Origin of the sequence: Neptuniibacter sp. QD37_6, from assembly GCF_047778085.1 — a bacterium.
Taxonomy (GTDB): Bacteria; Pseudomonadota; Gammaproteobacteria; order Pseudomonadales; family Balneatricaceae; genus Neptuniibacter.
On sequence record NZ_CP180550.1, the window covers coordinates 3,576,227 to 3,591,262 of the forward strand.

The window sequence follows — 15,036 nt, forward strand, 5'->3', positions numbered from 1 at the left end:
CAGTGCTTATAATTTACAACAAACCATAAAAAAACATCCATGGATTAAAATGGCTAATCTGAAATCCTCTCACTTGAATAGCGCCGTGCTCGCTAACCTGCAATGCTTCAGTAGCGCAGCCAAGCACCTCAGCTTTACCCTCGCAGCAGAAGAGTTAAGTCTTACTCAAGGAGCCATTAGCCAACGGATACGTAAACTGGAAGAACAGCTCGGTTTTGCCCTGTTCTTACGCTACAACCGTCGCCTACAGCTCACAGCCGAGGGCGAAAGACTCCTCATACAAACCAATAACAGCCTGACAGAACTCGATAATCTGATTCGGGATATCCATACCCAAGGGCTTGCCGGTGAATTATCACTCTCTGTACCACCCTCTTTTGCTTCACAATGGTTACTGGAAAGACTGGCAGACTTCTCTCAGCTTTACCCACAAATTTTTATCCGTATGGAGACTCATAGCCGTCTGATCGACTTTTATGCCGAACAGATCGATCTAGCGATCTATTATGGTCAGGGCGAGTACCCGGGGTTGGTTAGTTGGCCACTCATGGATGAACAACTCATTCCCGTTTGTACCAATGACTTCGCAGATAAACATGACTTAAGAGGTAAGCCAGAAAAACTAAACCACTGCCCTCTACTACATGATGCTCAAGCATGGCCTGAATCAGGCCCTTATTCAGAATGGTCCTACTGGGCCGATCAACAAGCTTTGAGCCTAGCTCTAAAACAGGGGCACTGCTTTGATAAGTCAGAACATGCAGTGAAAGCGGCTAAATCAGGTTTAGGCGTCGCTATCGGGCGTAAACTGCTAATCGAAAATGCTCTGAACAGTGAGGAATTGATAAACCCATTTGGAAAATTACAGCCAATCCAATCTCAACAAGGCTATTTTCTGGTCACCCACGAAGACAGGAAGGAACAGCCTATTATCAAGGCATTTAGGGAGTGGATTCTGGAAAGAATACAGGCCCACTGATTAGTGAGCCTGTTGCATAGACCTTAATGGCTAAAGCCGTTACTCCACTGTAACCGACTTCGCCAGATTTCGCGGCTGATCCACGTCCGTACCTTTCAAAATCGCTACATGATATGAAAGTAACTGCAGCGGGATCGTATAAACAACAGGCTGCATAACTTCATCACATGCAGGCATATTCAGTACATAAGTGCCCTCTTCTGATTGCACTTTATCAGAGCCCGCAAAGACAAACAGTTCACCACCACGAGCGCGGACTTCCTGTAGGTTTGCCTTCAGCTTATCCAACATATCGTTCTGCGGGGCTACTGCGACGACTGGCATCTCTTTATCGACCAACGCCAATGGACCGTGTTTTAGCTCACCTGCTGGGTAAGACTCCGCGTGGATATAGGAGATCTCTTTTAGCTTAAGCGCGCCCTCTTTTGCCACAGGGTACAAAGTACCGCGGCCAAGGAACAGAGAATGATTCTTTTCAGCGAAGGACTGTGCCATCTGCTCAATATCACTATCCATTGCTAGAGCTTGTTGAACCTGTTCAGGAAGCTTTTTAAGCGCAGAGATGATTGCTGCTTCAGTTTCTTCGCTTAAGCCATTACGACGGCCAAGTGCGATTGTAGTTAGCATCAACGCCACTAGCTGTGTCGTGAACGCTTTAGTCGACGCTACACCAATCTCTGGACCCGCGTTGGTCATCAAGGCCAGATCTGATTCACGCACAAGAGAGCTACCCGGTACGTTACAGATAACCAGAGACGCCAAAACACGATCCTGAATTTCACGCAGCGCAGCTAAAGTATCTGCTGTTTCGCCAGACTGAGAGATAGTCAGGAACAGTGTGCCTTCAGGAATCACTACTGAACGGTAACGGTACTCACTGGCAACCTCGACCATACATGGGATACCGACAAGATCTTCGATCCAGTACTTAGCAATCAAACCGGCGTGGAAACTCGTACCACAGGCAATAATTTGTACCTGCTTAACCTGATCAAACACTTCAGCTGCTTTCACGCCAAAGCATTGTTCCAGCAGCTTATCTTCGCTGATACGCCCTTCTAAACATGCTTTAATCACCTCTGGCTGCTCATAGGTCTCTTTAAGCATATAGTGCTTAAATTCACCTTTATCGGCAGAGCTTACACCGTGTTCAAACTGGCTAACTTCGCGCTCTACTTTTTTGCCGGAGATATCCGTTACCGTGATATCAGCCTCCGTAAGGGTCGCAACATCACCATCTTCCAGGAACATAAAGCGGTCTGTTACTTGTAAAAGCGCAAGTTGATCGGAAGCGATAAAGTTCTCGCCAATACCAACACCGATCACCAACGGGCTACCTTTACGCGCGGTAACCAACTGGGAAGGATCTGCTTTTTCGATCACACCCAACGCGTAAGCACCTTCAAGCTGGCCAATAATATTGGAAACGGCAGTATGCAAAGAGCTTGTTGATTTAAGCTCTCTTGCAAGTAAGTGTGCAATTACTTCAGTATCAGTTTCTGAGCTAAATTCATAACCATCATTTTGAAGATTGGCTTTTAGCTCTTCAAAGTTTTCGATAATACCGTTGTGCACTACGGCCAGTTGGTCACCCGAGATGTGCGGATGGGCATTCGCTTCACAAGGTACGCCATGAGTCGCCCAACGGGTATGTGCGATACCTGTTGTGCCCACTAAAGGCTGCTCTTGTAAGGCATCAGAAAGGGCTTGAACCTTGCCATTACGGCGACAACGTTGAATACCCGCTTCGGTCTGCAATGCGACGCCCGCAGAGTCATAACCGCGATATTCCAAACGACGCAAACCTTCGAGCAGGATTTCCTGAACAGGCCTAGCTGCAACAGCGCCTACAATTCCACACATGCTTAGTTTCCTTTCTTCTTAGGACGAGGCCAGTTTTTCAATTCGGTTTGTTTTGCACGAGTAATCGCAAGCGCATCATCAGATACAGGTTTAGCAATCGTTGAACCTGCGCCGACAGTCGCCATAGCGCCCACTTTAACCGGTGCGACAAGGGCGGTATTGGAACCAATAAATGCGTTGTCACCGATTTCTGTCAGGGACTTATTCACGCCGTCGTAGTTACAAGTGATCGTACCGGCGCCGATGTTTACATCTTTACCTAGTACAGCGTCGCCCACATAGGAAAGGTGATTGATCTTACTTCCTTCACCCACAATCGCTTTTTTGGTCTCTACAAAGTTTCCAACCTTAGCTTTAGCAGCAAGCTGAGTGCCTGGACGTAAACGTGCAAACGGGCCGATATCACAAGATTCCGCAATCACAGCATCTTCAATCACTGTATTTGCCTTGATACGAGTACCCGCTGCAACAGTACAGTTTTTCAGGTAACAGTTTGATTCGATTACAACATCGTTACCCAGTACAACATCACCCTCTAAAACAACGTTTACATCGATCAGAAGATCCTGACCAATAGAGACATTACCGCGCACATCAACACGCGCCGGATCAGCCAAAGTTGCACCGTTCACCATCAACCATTCAGCACGTTGCAACTGATACCAGCGTTCTAGTTCGGCCAACTGAACGCGGTTGTTAACCCCTTGGACTTCCTCTTCAGCTTCAGGCTGAATCGCGCTGATCTTCACGCCACCATTGGCAGCCATCGCGATGATATCAGTCAGATAATATTCGCCTTGCGCATTTTCAGAGGATAGCTGCGGTAACCAATCAGCAAGATACTGACTCTTAACCGCTAAAATTCCGGTATTTACTTCATTGATCAGATGCTGCTCTGGCGTAGCATCTTTATGCTCAACAATCGCCACAACTTTGTCTTCGCTATTACGTACGATGCGACCATAACCGGTAGGATCTTTTAGATTCACTGTCAGTAGTGCCAAATCACCTGTAGCGGCAATATCCACCATCTCTTGCATAGTCGCAGCTTGTGTTAGGGGTACATCGCCATAAAGCACAAGCACAACACTGTCTTCAGCCACTTCAGGCATAGCCTGAGCAACCGCATGACCTGTACCTTTTTGTTCTGCCTGCAGAGCAAAGTTAAGCGCTTGCCCCTGCAGCTCTTCACGTAATTTATCCGCGCCGTGACCGATTACAACATGCGTGTTTACCCCCTGTAGTGACGATGCAGTGTCGATTACATGTTGCACCATCGCTTTACCGCCAACCTTGTGCAGTACTTTAGGGAGTTTGGATTTCATACGGCTACCCTGACCAGCAGCCAAAATGACAACGTCTACAGACATAGTCTTACCTTTCCTTTGTAGGTTTACGCTTTATTTTAATCGCACTTTAAAGTAAAACTAAAACCATACAATCCCTTTTGTCACAAATTTTATGACAATTATGAATAACGACGTTTTTAAAATATTGGGCTTAAACCCTAGAGAAATTGAGATCTACAAAGCCTTATTGACCTTAGGGGCAAGTTCTATACGAACAATTGCTGACAAATCAGGGGTTAACCGCGGTAGTGCCTATGAAAGTCTCAAAGAGATGCAGCAAAAAGGGATTGTGACCTATCAACCTAAAGGCAAACGACGTTTATTTGCCCCTGTAGATCCAGATATTCTTTTGCAACTGGCTGAAGATCGCCGACAGAACTTAGATAAAGCGATCGACGAGCTGAAACAAAGCATTATTCCGGAGCTGCAGCACCTTAAACCTGACTTTAATACTGCCAATGTCAGTTTCTATGAAGGCGATGACGGTATAGAGCACGTACTGAAAGATATTCTGGTCACGGTGTCTAGCTCAGATGCTGATAGCTACTCAGTGTTCTCCTCTAAGCCGATCAGGAAGCACCTCTATCGCCCCTTCCCTAACTTCACTAATCAGCGCATACAGCGTGGGATTAACGTACGTGCTATTGCAATCGGTGACGGTGGTGAAGACGCTCTGCTTTCCGAACGTAAGTGGATCAAAACAGAAGGTAAAGTGGATGCTGCTTATATCGCGATCTATCCACCTAAATGCGCCATCATCTCACTCGCTTCAGAAAACTATCCAACAGCAGTAGTGATTGATTCGCCGGAAGTGGCCGGTGCGCAGAAGATCATCTTTGATACGCTATGGCGACTGCTGTAGCTCGCCCCAAAGAATAGCATTCTTGTTAAAAGCTTACCCAATCTCAATTGCTTAACCTAAGCTTGGTTATATTATAACATTACATCACATGTCATAATTGGCCAGTTTTTTAGCCACTCTCCCGAAGTACGAGACACAGAGGTATTGCAGCAATGAATAACACATTGATAAAGAACGCGATCATCATCAATGAAGGCGAACAAAGAGAAGTCGATCTAAGAATTAAAGACCAAAGAATCGATCTAATTGCTGCTGATATAGACGCTAAAGCTACCGACACGGTTATCGATGCTAAGGGATGCTGGCTGCTTCCGGGGATGATCGACGATCAGGTACATTTCCGTGAACCTGGCTTAACTCATAAAGGCAGTATTGCAACTGAATCACGTGCAGCAGTTGCCGGAGGGATCACCAGCTATATGGAGATGCCCAATGTTAACCCTTCGACGACTAATGCTGCTGCACTAGAGCATAAATACAATATTGCGGCGCAAAACTCGGCAGCGAATTATGCATTCTATCTAGGAGCGACAGAAGATAACTTAGACGATATCAAAGCCTTAGATCCGACCAAAACCTGTGGCGTAAAAGTATTTATGGGAGCCTCTACCGGTAACCTACTTGTCGAAAACCCGACAGCTTTAGAAGCGATCTTCCGTGAAAGTCCTGTCTTGATCGTTACTCATTGCGAAAGCAGTCCGGTAATCGCCAACAACCTAAAACGCGTTCAAGACACCGGACGTAAGATTACGATCCACGACCACCCTATTATTCGTGATGATGAAGCCTGTCTTGCTTCCTCATCTTACGCAGTAGAACTAGCGAAGAAATACCAAAGCAATCTTCATGTTCTACATATAACAACAGAAAAAGAGTTGAGCTTATTCCAATCTAGCCCTGTCCAAGGCAAAAAGATCACAGCAGAAGCTTGCGTACATCATCTATGGTTCAGTGCTGAAGATTACGAAACGCGCGCTAACTTAATTAAATGCAACCCAGCAATTAAATCCCTACAGGATCGCAACGCACTGCTAAATGCACTTAAAACTGGGCAGATCGATATCATCGCAACAGATCACGCTCCGCACACACTGACCGAGAAGCTGGTTGATTATTCAGATGCACCAGCAGGCCTTCCCCTTGTCCAACACGCTCTACTAACCTTGTTGGAGCTAGTTAATTTGGGTCGTATGTCGATAGAACAAGTAGTCGAGAAGGTATGCCATAACCCAGCTATCCGTTATGGTGTTTTAGGGCGTGGATTTATTCGTGAGGATTATTTTGCCGATTTAGTTCTGGTTGATCCAAAAAAATCGACATTGGTCAGCCATGCGAATAGCCTATACCACTGTGAATGGACTCCGTTTGATGGCCTAGAATTCACGGGTCAGATTAAATCAACTTGGGTAAATGGACACCTAGTATATGATGGTAAACAGACACTAGTTCAGGAAGGCATTGCTAAACCATTAGCCTTTACTGGTCTATAACAGTCTAAAGATACGCTTAACTTCTAATAAAAAATAACAAAGCCTCTTTATTTGTTAGAGGCAGCAATTAGGAGCAAAAATGCTTAGAAAGTGTCCGGCGGGCTACTACCCTGAAGTGTCAGACAAGGCCTTTATTGACCCTACTGCCATCGTTTGTGGCCGTGTGATTATCGAAGATAATGTTTTTGTTGGACCTTACGCTGTAATCAGAGCCGATGAGGTTAATGCATCAGGTGAGATGCAGCCCGTACTGATAAAACAAGGATCCAACCTTCAAGATGGCGTAGTGATTCATTCAAAAGCCGGTGCCGAGGTTGTAGTGGGTGAACGTACCTCCATCGCCCATCGCTCGATTGTACATGGCCCATGTACAGTCGGTGACGATGTATTTATCGGCTTTAACAGTGTCGTCTTCCGCTGCCATATAGGCGACGGTAGCGTGATTAGACACAATGCTGTAGTCGAAGGAGTAGATCTACCAGAACGCTCTCACGTGCCGCCTATGACTGCCATAGCCCATGAATCTGACCTAGCATCGGTCGAAAAGGTATCGTCTGAATTTTCTTCGTTTTCAGAATCTGTAGTCTCAGCCAACCACGTGCTAGTCGAAGGTTATAAAGAGCTAGGCGACGACCTCTAACAGCTTTCAATCTTTTCTATTAACAGGAACAAACAAGGCAACTCTCAGGTTGCCTTTTACTAGTGTGTTAATTCCTAGAGTGCCTATGTAGATCAGGCGTGGAGTAAATACGTCAGTCAGTATTTCTTTAGCCCAACACGAAAAAACCCCGATCACATCGTGACCGGGGTTTTCTCTTAATTAAATGCTTGGCGATGACCTACTCTCACATGGGGAAGCCCCACACTACCATCGGCGATGTTGCGTTTCACGTCTGAGTTCGGGATGGATTCAGGTGGTTCCACAACTCTATGGTCGCCAAGCAAAACTGTTACAACTTAGATCTGATTCTTCTTTTATTTGATCTAGATAGTTCTTCGACTGTAGCTTAACTACGCGCTAATTCGTTACTCTCTATCGTCTTACATATCTTACAAGTCACTTGCCAAACGCCTTGGGCGTTATATGGTCAAGCCTCACGGGCAATTAGTATTGGTTAGCTCAACGCCTCACAGCGCTTCCACACCCAACCTATCAACGTCGTAGTCTTCAACGGCCCTTTAGGGGAATCAAGTTCCCAGTGAGATCTCATCTTGAAGGAGGCTTCCCGCTTAGATGCTTTCAGCGGTTATCCCGTCCGAACGTAGCTACCCGGCAATGCAATTGGCATCACAACCGGTACACCAGAGGTTCGTTCACTCCGGTCCTCTCGTACTAGGAGCAACTCTTCTCAAATCTCAAACGCCCACGGCAGATAGGGACCGAACTGTCTCACGACGTTCTAAACCCAGCTCGCGTACCACTTTAAATGGCGAACAGCCATACCCTTGGGACCGGCTTCAGCCCCAGGATGTGATGAGCCGACATCGAGGTGCCAAACACCGCCGTCGATGTGAACTCTTGGGCGGTATCAGCCTGTTATCCCCGGAGTACCTTTTATCCGTTGAGCGATGGCCCTTCCATACAGAACCACCGGATCACTAGAACCTACTTTCGTACCTGCTCGACGTGTCTGTCTCGCAGTCAAGCACCCTTCTACTCTTGCGCTCATTGCATGATTTCCGACCATGCTGAGGGTACCTTCGTGCTCCTCCGTTACTCTTTGGGAGGAGACCGCCCCAGTCAAACTACCCACCACACAATGTCCCCGATCCCGCTTAGGGAACTGGGTTAGAACCTCAACATTACCAGGCTGGTATTTCAAAGGTGGCTCCACCCTATCTGGCGACAGGGTTTCAAAGCCTCCCAGCTATTCTACACAAGTAATGTCAAAGTCCACTGTGAAGCTGTAGTAAAGGTTCACGGGGTCTTTCCGTCTAGCCGCGGGTAAACTGCATCTTAACAGCTATTTCAATTTCACTGAGTCTCGGGTGGAGACAGTGTGGCCATCGTTACGCCATTCGTGCAGGTCGGAACTTACCCGACAAGGAATTTCGCTACCTTAGGACCGTTATAGTTACGGCCGCCGTTTACCGGGGCTTCGATCAAGAGCTTCGCGCAAGCGCTAACCCCATCAATTAACCTTCCGGCACCGGGCAGGCGTCACACCCTATACGTCCTCTTTCGAGTTTGCAGAGTGCTATGTTTTTAATAAACAGTCGCAGCCACCTGGTATCTTCGACCGGCCTCAGCTTAGGGAGCAAGTCCCATCACCAAAACCGGCGCACCTTCTCCCGAAGTTACGGTGCCATTTTGCCTAGTTCCTTCACCCGAGTTTTCTCATACGCCTTAGTATTCTCTACCTGACCACCTGTGTCGGTTTAGGGTACGGTTAGTCATAACCTGAAGCTTAGAGGATTTTCCTGGAAGCATGGCATCAACTACTTCAGTCCATAAAGGACCTCGTCATCGATTCTCGGTCTTAAAAGAGCCCGGATTTACCTAAGCTCTAAACCTACTATCTTAAACGCGGACAACCAACGCCGCGCTAGCCTAGCCTTCTCCGTCCCCCCATCGCAGTTATGAGCAGTACAGGAATATTAACCTGTTTCCCATCGGATACGCTCTTCAGCCTCTCCTTAGGGGCCGACTCACCCTACCTCGAATAGCGTTGGATAGGAACCCTTGGTCTTCCGGCGGGGAGGGTTTTCACCTCCCTTATCGTTACTCATGTCAGCATTCGCACTTCTGATACCTCCACGGTGCCTTACAGCTTCCGCTTCAACAGCTTACAGAACGCTCCTCTACCATGCACAAAGTGCATCCGTAGCTTCGGTGTTATGCTTAGCCCCGTTATATCTTCCGCGCGGGCCGACTCGACTAGTGAGCTATTACGCTTTCTTTAAAGGGTGGCTGCTTCTAAGCCAACCTCCTAGCTGTCTAAGCCTTCCCACATCGTTTCCCACTTAGCATAAACTTTGGGACCTTAGCTGACGGTCTGGGTTGTTTCCCTTTCCACGACGGACGTTAGCACCCGCCGTGTGTCTCCCGTGATTGAACTCATGGGTATTCGGAGTTTGCATCGGGTTGGTAAGTCGGGATGACCCCCTAGCCGAAACAGTGCTCTACCCCCATGGTTAGACACGAGGCACTACCTAAATAGTTTTCGAGGAGAACCAGCTATCTCCGAGTTTGATTAGCCTTTCACTCCTATCCACAAGTCATCCGCTGGCTTTTCAACGACAGTCGGTTCGGTCCTCCAATGCATGTTACTGCATCTTCAACCTGCCCATGGATAGATCACTCGGTTTCGGGTCTACTCCTAGCGACTGGACGCCCTATTAAGACTCGGTTTCCCTACGGCTCCGCAAATGCTTAACCTTGCCACTAAAAGTAAGTCGCTGACCCATTATACAAAAGGTACGCAGTCACCGTCCGAAAACGGCTCCCACTGCTTGTACGTACACGGTTTCAGGGTCTATTTCACTCCCCTCACAGGGGTTCTTTTCGCCTTTCCCTCACGGTACTGGTTCACTATCGGTCAGTCAGGAGTATTTAGCCTTGGAGGATGGTCCCCCCATATTCAGACAGCGTTTCACGTGTGCCGTCCTACTCGATTTCACTTTAAAAGACCTTTCACATACGGGGCTATCACCCACTATGGCCACACTTTCCAGAGTGTTCTGTTAAATCTAATAAAGCTTAAGGGCTGGTCCCCGTTCGCTCGCCGCTACTTAGGGAATCTCGGTTGATTTCTTTTCCTCTGGGTACTTAGATGTTTCAGTTCCCCAGGTTCGCCTCTAATAACCTATGTATTCAGTTAAAAGATACCTATAAATAGGTGGGTTTCCCCATTCGGAAATGTCCGGATCAAAGGTTGTTTACCACCTCCCCGAACCTTATCGCAGGTTACAACGTCCTTCATCGCCTCTGACTGCCAAGGCATCCACCGTGCACGCTTAGTCACTTGACCATATAACCCGAAGGCGTCTGGAATCACAGTAACTTGTATTGCTAGTAACGATAGATTTCGCCGAATTGGCGCATGCAGTAAAACTACATGTCTTAAATCTAAATCAAATGAATCAAATCCAAATTGTTAAAGAGCGTTTAAAGCAAAAAAGCTTTAAAAGATAATGTCAAAACCGACAATATGTTTTAAAACTCTTCCTTTCTCATCCACAAGGATGATGGTGGAGCTATGCGGGATCGAACCGCAGACCTCCTGCGTGCAAAGCAGGCGCTCTCCCAGCTGAGCTATAGCCCCAAGAAAAACAGTAAGGCTATTGATTGGTAGGCCTGAGTGGACTTGAACCACCGACCTCACCCTTATCAGGGGTGCGCTCTAACCAGCTGAGCTACAAGCCTACACCGTTGCTCTTAACTTCTCTGATCAGATAATTCGTGTGAACGCTTGCCGAGAATCGGCTTTCGTTTAAGGAGGTGATCCAGCCCCAGGTTCCCCTAGGGCTACCTTGTTACGACTTCACCCCAGTCATGAACCACACCGTGGTAACCGCCCTCCCGAAGGTTAAGCTAGCTACTTCTGGTGCAATCCACTCCCATGGTGTGACGGGCGGTGTGTACAAGGCCCGGGAACGTATTCACCGCGACATTCTGATTCGCGATTACTAGCGATTCCGACTTCATGGAGTCGAGTTGCAGACTCCAATCCGGACTACGACCGGTTTTCTGAGATTAGCTTACCCTCGCAGGTTCGCGGCCCTCTGTACCGGCCATTGTAGCACGTGTGTAGCCCAACTCGTAAGGGCCATGATGACTTGACGTCGTCCCCACCTTCCTCCGGTTTGTCACCGGCAGTCTCCTTAGAGTTCCCACCCGAAGTGCTGGCAAATAAGGACAAGGGTTGCGCTCGTTACGGGACTTAACCCAACATTTCACAACACGAGCTGACGACAGCCATGCAGCACCTGTCTCAGAGTTCCCGAAGGCACGAAACTATCTCTAGTAACTTCTCTGGATGTCAAGAGTTGGTAAGGTTCTTCGCGTTGCGTCGAATTAAACCACATGCTCCACCGCTTGTGCGGGCCCCCGTCAATTCATTTGAGTTTTAACCTTGCGGCCGTACTCCCCAGGCGGTCTACTTATCGCGTTAGCTGCGCCACTAAAAGATCAAGTCTCCCAACGGCTAGTAGACATCGTTTACGGCGTGGACTACCAGGGTATCTAATCCTGTTTGCTCCCCACGCTTTCGCACCTCAGTGTCAGTATCGGTCCAGGTAGTCGCCTTCGCCACTGGTGTTCCTTCCTATATCTACGCATTTCACCGCTACACAGGAAATTCCACTACCCTCTACCGTACTCTAGATTGGCAGTATCAGGTGCAGTTCCAAGGTTGAGCCCTGGGCTTTCACATCTGACTGACCAATCCACCTACGCGCGCTTTACGCCCAGTAATTCCGATTAACGCTCGCACCCTCCGTATTACCGCGGCTGCTGGCACGGAGTTAGCCGGTGCTTCTTCTGCAGTTAACGTCACAGCTAGCAGGTATTAACTACTAACCTTTCCTCACTGCTGAAAGTGCTTTACAACCCTAGGGCCTTCTTCACACACGCGGCATGGCTGCATCAGGCTTGCGCCCATTGTGCAATATTCCCCACTGCTGCCTCCCGTAGGAGTCTGGACCGTGTCTCAGTTCCAGTGTGGCTGATCATCCTCTCAGACCAGCTAGAGATCGTCGCCTTGGTGAGCCATTACCTCACCAACTAGCTAATCTCACGCAGGCTCATCCAATAGTGCAAGGTCCGAAGATCCCCTGCTTTCCCCCGTAGGGCGTATGCGGTATTAGACCAAATTTCTCTGGCTTATCCCCCGCTACTGGGTAGATTCCTACGCGTTACTCACCCGTCCGCCACTCGTCATCAACTAGCAAGCTAGTCATGTTACCGTTCGACTTGCATGTGTTAGGCCTGCCGCCAGCGTTCAATCTGAGCCATGATCAAACTCTTCAGTTTAAATCATTTGTGTTACCAGGAATGTGGTAACGGGCTCTAGTACTAAACAACCGGATAACATTCTTAAGAACGTTAAACCTTTGTAAATCGCTTTAAATGAATTCACTTGGTTGCTTGTCTAGAAAAAGTTTGCTTCTTCTCAACAAGCGCCCACACGAATTATCTGATCAAATTGTTAAAGAGCGTTGCTTTTTTGACGCTCAACACCACGTGCTGTTCGTCTCAAGCGAGGCGCATATTCTACTGCGCGCTCATTCAAAGTCAACCGTTTATTTTGCAATTTTGTAAAAAGTTTTTACTCAGCAACCGGACTTTGAATCCTACTCCGTAAGCAATCTTAAAAACCAATGTTTTCAACCACTTACCAAGCACCTCACTCAGCTCTGCAGCCCCTTAAAAAGCGGCCTCCCTAAGCAAGGACGGCGAATTCTACAGACATCTGAAAATGGGTCAACACTTAATTTAAAAAAATTGGCATCTGGTTAAGGCTGGCACCTGTAAGCTGTGCGTTTTTTCAAATGCGTAATGTTAAAAGGTGCCCTATGAAATGGGTTAACTCCATAGCTGTACCCTTGCAAATAACAAACATTGAGAACTTTTTTTGTTTCCCCCAAGCAGAAACAAAAAAGGCAACCCGAAGGCTGCCTTTTAGAACTAATGATTTGTAAGGAGCGAGTCTTAACGACCCAGTTTCTTACGAATCTGCTGTAGGGTACGAAGCTGAGCTGCAGCTTCAGCCAGCTGACTCGCTGCTTTAGAGTATTCGAACTCTGCAGTTTTGTCAGACATCGCCTGTTCAGCATGTTTCTGTGCTTCTTGAGCTTTAGCTTCATTAAGGTCCGCAGCATGCAGCGCAGTGTCTGCAAGTACAGTTACCTTATGAGGCTGAATTTCAATAAAGCCACCGGATACGTAGAAGATATCCTGTTCGCCACCCTGTTTGCGTAGCTCGACAGGGCCTGGTTTTAGTTCCGTCAGAAGCGGAGCGTGACCTGGATATACACCCAGATCACCCAGGCTACCTGTTACGGATACGAATTCGATTAGGCCAGAGAAGAGTTCTTCTTCAGCACTTACGATGTCGCAATGAACAGTCATAGCCATATTTATACCTCGTAAAGGTTAGCTAAAGGCAATTACATGCCTTTAGCTTTCTCGATCGCTTCGTCGATACCACCGACCATGTAGAACGCCTGCTCTGGCAGATCGTCGTACTGGCCTTCCAGGATGCCTTTAAAGCCGCTGATAGTTTCTTTCAGTGGCACGTATTTACCAGGAGCACCGGTGAATACTTCAGCTACGAAGAAAGGCTGAGATAGGAAACGTTGCATCTTACGAGCACGTGCTACCAGAGACTTATCTTCTTCAGACAGTTCGTCCATACCCAGGATCGCGATGATGTCTTTCAGCTCTTTATAGCGCTGTAGTACACCCTGAACGTTACGAGCGATTTCGTAGTGTTCTTGACCGATTACTAGTGGGTCTAGCTGACGAGAAGTCGAATCCAGTGGATCTACCGCAGGGTAGATACCTAGCTCTGCAATTTGACGAGACAGTACTACTGTAGCATCAAGGTGAGAGAAGGTTGTCGCTGGAGATGGGTCAGTCAAGTCATCCGCAGGTACGTATACCGCTTGGATAGACGTGATAGAACCAGTCTTAGTAGAAGTGATACGTTCCTGAAGAACGCCCATCTCTTCCGCTAGAGTTGGCTGGTAACCTACCGCAGAAGGCATACGACCTAGCAGTGCTGATACCTCAGTACCCGCTAGCGTGTAACGGTAGATGTTGTCTACGAACAACAGTACGTCACGACCTTCGTCACGGAATTTCTCAGCCATAGTCAGGCCAGTCAACGCTACACGTAGACGGTTACCTGGAGGCTCATTCATCTGACCGTATACTAGAGATACTTTATCCAATACGTTGGATTCTTTCATCTCGTAGTAGAAGTCGTTACCCTCACGAGTACGCTCACCTACACCGGCAAATACGGAGAAACCTGAGTGCTCGATCGCGATGTTACGGATCAGCTCCATCATGTTTACGGTTTTACCTACACCCGCACCACCGAACAGACCAACTTTACCACCCTTAGCGAACGGACATACAAGGTCGATTACCTTGATACCAGTTTCTAGTAGTTCGTTAGACGCAGACTGCTCGTCGTAAGAAGGCGCTTTACGGTGAATAGGCATACGCTCTTCTTCACCGATTTCGCCACATTCATCAATTGGGTTACCCAGTACGTCCATGATACGACCCAGTGTAGCTGTACCAACTGGCACAGATACTGGCGCACCAGTGTTCGCAACTTCCTGACCACGGCTTACACCTTCAGTCTGGCCCATTGCGATCGCACGAACAACACCGTCGCCCAGCTGCTGCTGAACTTCCAGCGTCAAACCGTTTTTAGTTACGGTCAGCGCGTCGTATACCTTCGGTACAGAATCACGTGGGAATTCCACGTCTACTACCGCACCGATAATCTGAACAATAGTTCCGCTACTCATGTTCGG

At 47.8% G+C, this 15,036-nt stretch carries 8 protein-coding genes, 2 tRNA genes and 3 rRNA genes; 4 read left to right on the forward strand and 9 right to left on the reverse strand.

Annotation, left to right across the window (positions count from 1 at the left end; all coding sequences use genetic code 11):
• The first annotated feature begins 49 nt into the window (after positions 1-49).
• Positions 50-979 (forward strand): DNA-binding transcriptional regulator DsdC, encoded by a 930-nt coding sequence (gene dsdC / locus ACMXYO_RS17130; RefSeq protein WP_415886347.1) that lies wholly within the window; start codon positions 50-52, stop codon positions 977-979.
• A gap of 39 nt (positions 980-1,018) precedes the next feature.
• On the opposite strand, the gene glmS is transcribed toward dsdC, so the two are convergent.
• Together glmS and glmU are read right to left on the reverse strand one after the other, a co-directional pair.
• A complete protein-coding gene (gene glmS, locus ACMXYO_RS17135; RefSeq protein ID WP_415886349.1) occupies positions 1,019-2,842 on the reverse strand; it encodes a glutamine--fructose-6-phosphate transaminase (isomerizing) in 1,824 nt (607 codons plus the stop codon).
• A 2-nt stretch (positions 2,843-2,844) separates the two neighbouring features.
• Complete coding sequence (gene glmU / locus ACMXYO_RS17140) at positions 2,845-4,212, reverse strand: bifunctional UDP-N-acetylglucosamine diphosphorylase/glucosamine-1-phosphate N-acetyltransferase GlmU (protein WP_415886350.1); 1,368 nt, start codon at positions 4,210-4,212, stop codon at positions 2,845-2,847.
• Positions 4,213-4,312: 100 nt separating this feature from the next.
• Here glmU and ACMXYO_RS17145 point away from each other — a divergent pair, with 100 nt between their 5' ends.
• The 3 genes from ACMXYO_RS17145 to ACMXYO_RS17155 all read left to right on the forward strand — a co-directional run bounded on the left by ACMXYO_RS17145 (position 4,313) and on the right by ACMXYO_RS17155 (position 7,183).
• Positions 4,313-5,053 (forward strand): TrmB family transcriptional regulator, encoded by a 741-nt coding sequence (locus tag ACMXYO_RS17145; protein ID WP_415882939.1) that lies wholly within the window; start codon positions 4,313-4,315, stop codon positions 5,051-5,053.
• A gap of 152 nt (positions 5,054-5,205) precedes the next feature.
• Positions 5,206-6,543 carry a dihydroorotase gene (locus ACMXYO_RS17150; protein WP_415886351.1) on the forward strand — a complete coding sequence of 446 codons (1,338 nt, stop codon included), beginning with the start codon at positions 5,206-5,208 and terminating at the stop codon, positions 6,541-6,543.
• 79 nt (positions 6,544-6,622) lie between these two features.
• The gene (locus ACMXYO_RS17155) at positions 6,623-7,183 is read left to right on the forward strand and encodes a carbonate dehydratase (protein ID WP_415886352.1); all 561 of its coding nucleotides are present in this window, start codon (positions 6,623-6,625) and stop codon (positions 7,181-7,183) included.
• Between the two features lie 186 nt (positions 7,184-7,369).
• On the opposite strand, the gene rrf is transcribed toward ACMXYO_RS17155, so the two are convergent.
• The 7 genes from rrf to atpD form a co-directional block, all read right to left on the reverse strand.
• Positions 7,370-7,485 (reverse strand): 5S ribosomal RNA (gene rrf, locus ACMXYO_RS17160).
• Positions 7,486-7,627: 142 nt separating this feature from the next.
• Positions 7,628-10,514 (reverse strand): 23S ribosomal RNA (locus ACMXYO_RS17165).
• Between the two features lie 218 nt (positions 10,515-10,732).
• A tRNA-Ala gene (locus ACMXYO_RS17170) sits at positions 10,733-10,808 on the reverse strand.
• A gap of 24 nt (positions 10,809-10,832) precedes the next feature.
• Positions 10,833-10,909 (reverse strand) — tRNA-Ile (locus ACMXYO_RS17175).
• A 68-nt stretch (positions 10,910-10,977) separates the two neighbouring features.
• A 16S ribosomal RNA gene (locus ACMXYO_RS17180) occupies positions 10,978-12,517 on the reverse strand.
• Together the 16S, 23S and 5S rRNA genes with 2 tRNA genes alongside form the textbook arrangement of a ribosomal RNA operon.
• A gap of 678 nt (positions 12,518-13,195) precedes the next feature.
• Positions 13,196-13,621 carry a F0F1 ATP synthase subunit epsilon gene (locus tag ACMXYO_RS17185; RefSeq protein WP_415886353.1) on the reverse strand — a complete coding sequence of 142 codons (426 nt, stop codon included), beginning with the start codon at positions 13,619-13,621 and terminating at the stop codon, positions 13,196-13,198.
• Positions 13,622-13,653: 32 nt separating this feature from the next.
• Positions 13,654-15,030: a F0F1 ATP synthase subunit beta gene (atpD, locus tag ACMXYO_RS17190; RefSeq protein WP_415886354.1), complete on the reverse strand. Its 1,377-nt coding sequence runs from the start codon at positions 15,028-15,030 to the stop codon at positions 13,654-13,656.
• Positions 15,031-15,036 lie beyond the last annotated feature (6 nt).

What these genes read in the sequence shown, in the direction of transcription:
- ACMXYO_RS17150 (WP_415886351.1), top strand. Translation starts at nt 5,206, where the DNA reads ATGAATAACACATTGATAAAGAACGCGATCATCATCAATGAAGGCGAA.
- ACMXYO_RS17185 (WP_415886353.1), bottom strand. Translation starts at nt 13,621, where the DNA reads ATGGCTATGACTGTTCATTGCGACATCGTAAGTGCTGAAGAAGAACTC.
- atpD (WP_415886354.1), bottom strand. Translation starts at nt 15,030, where the DNA reads ATGAGTAGCGGAACTATTGTTCAGATTATCGGTGCGGTAGTAGACGTG.
- ACMXYO_RS17155 (WP_415886352.1), top strand. Translation starts at nt 6,623, where the DNA reads ATGCTTAGAAAGTGTCCGGCGGGCTACTACCCTGAAGTGTCAGACAAG.
- dsdC (WP_415886347.1), top strand. Translation starts at nt 50, where the DNA reads ATGGCTAATCTGAAATCCTCTCACTTGAATAGCGCCGTGCTCGCTAAC.
- glmS (WP_415886349.1), bottom strand. Translation starts at nt 2,842, where the DNA reads ATGTGTGGAATTGTAGGCGCTGTTGCAGCTAGGCCTGTTCAGGAAATC.
- ACMXYO_RS17145 (WP_415882939.1), top strand. Translation starts at nt 4,313, where the DNA reads ATGAATAACGACGTTTTTAAAATATTGGGCTTAAACCCTAGAGAAATT.
- glmU (WP_415886350.1), bottom strand. Translation starts at nt 4,212, where the DNA reads ATGTCTGTAGACGTTGTCATTTTGGCTGCTGGTCAGGGTAGCCGTATG.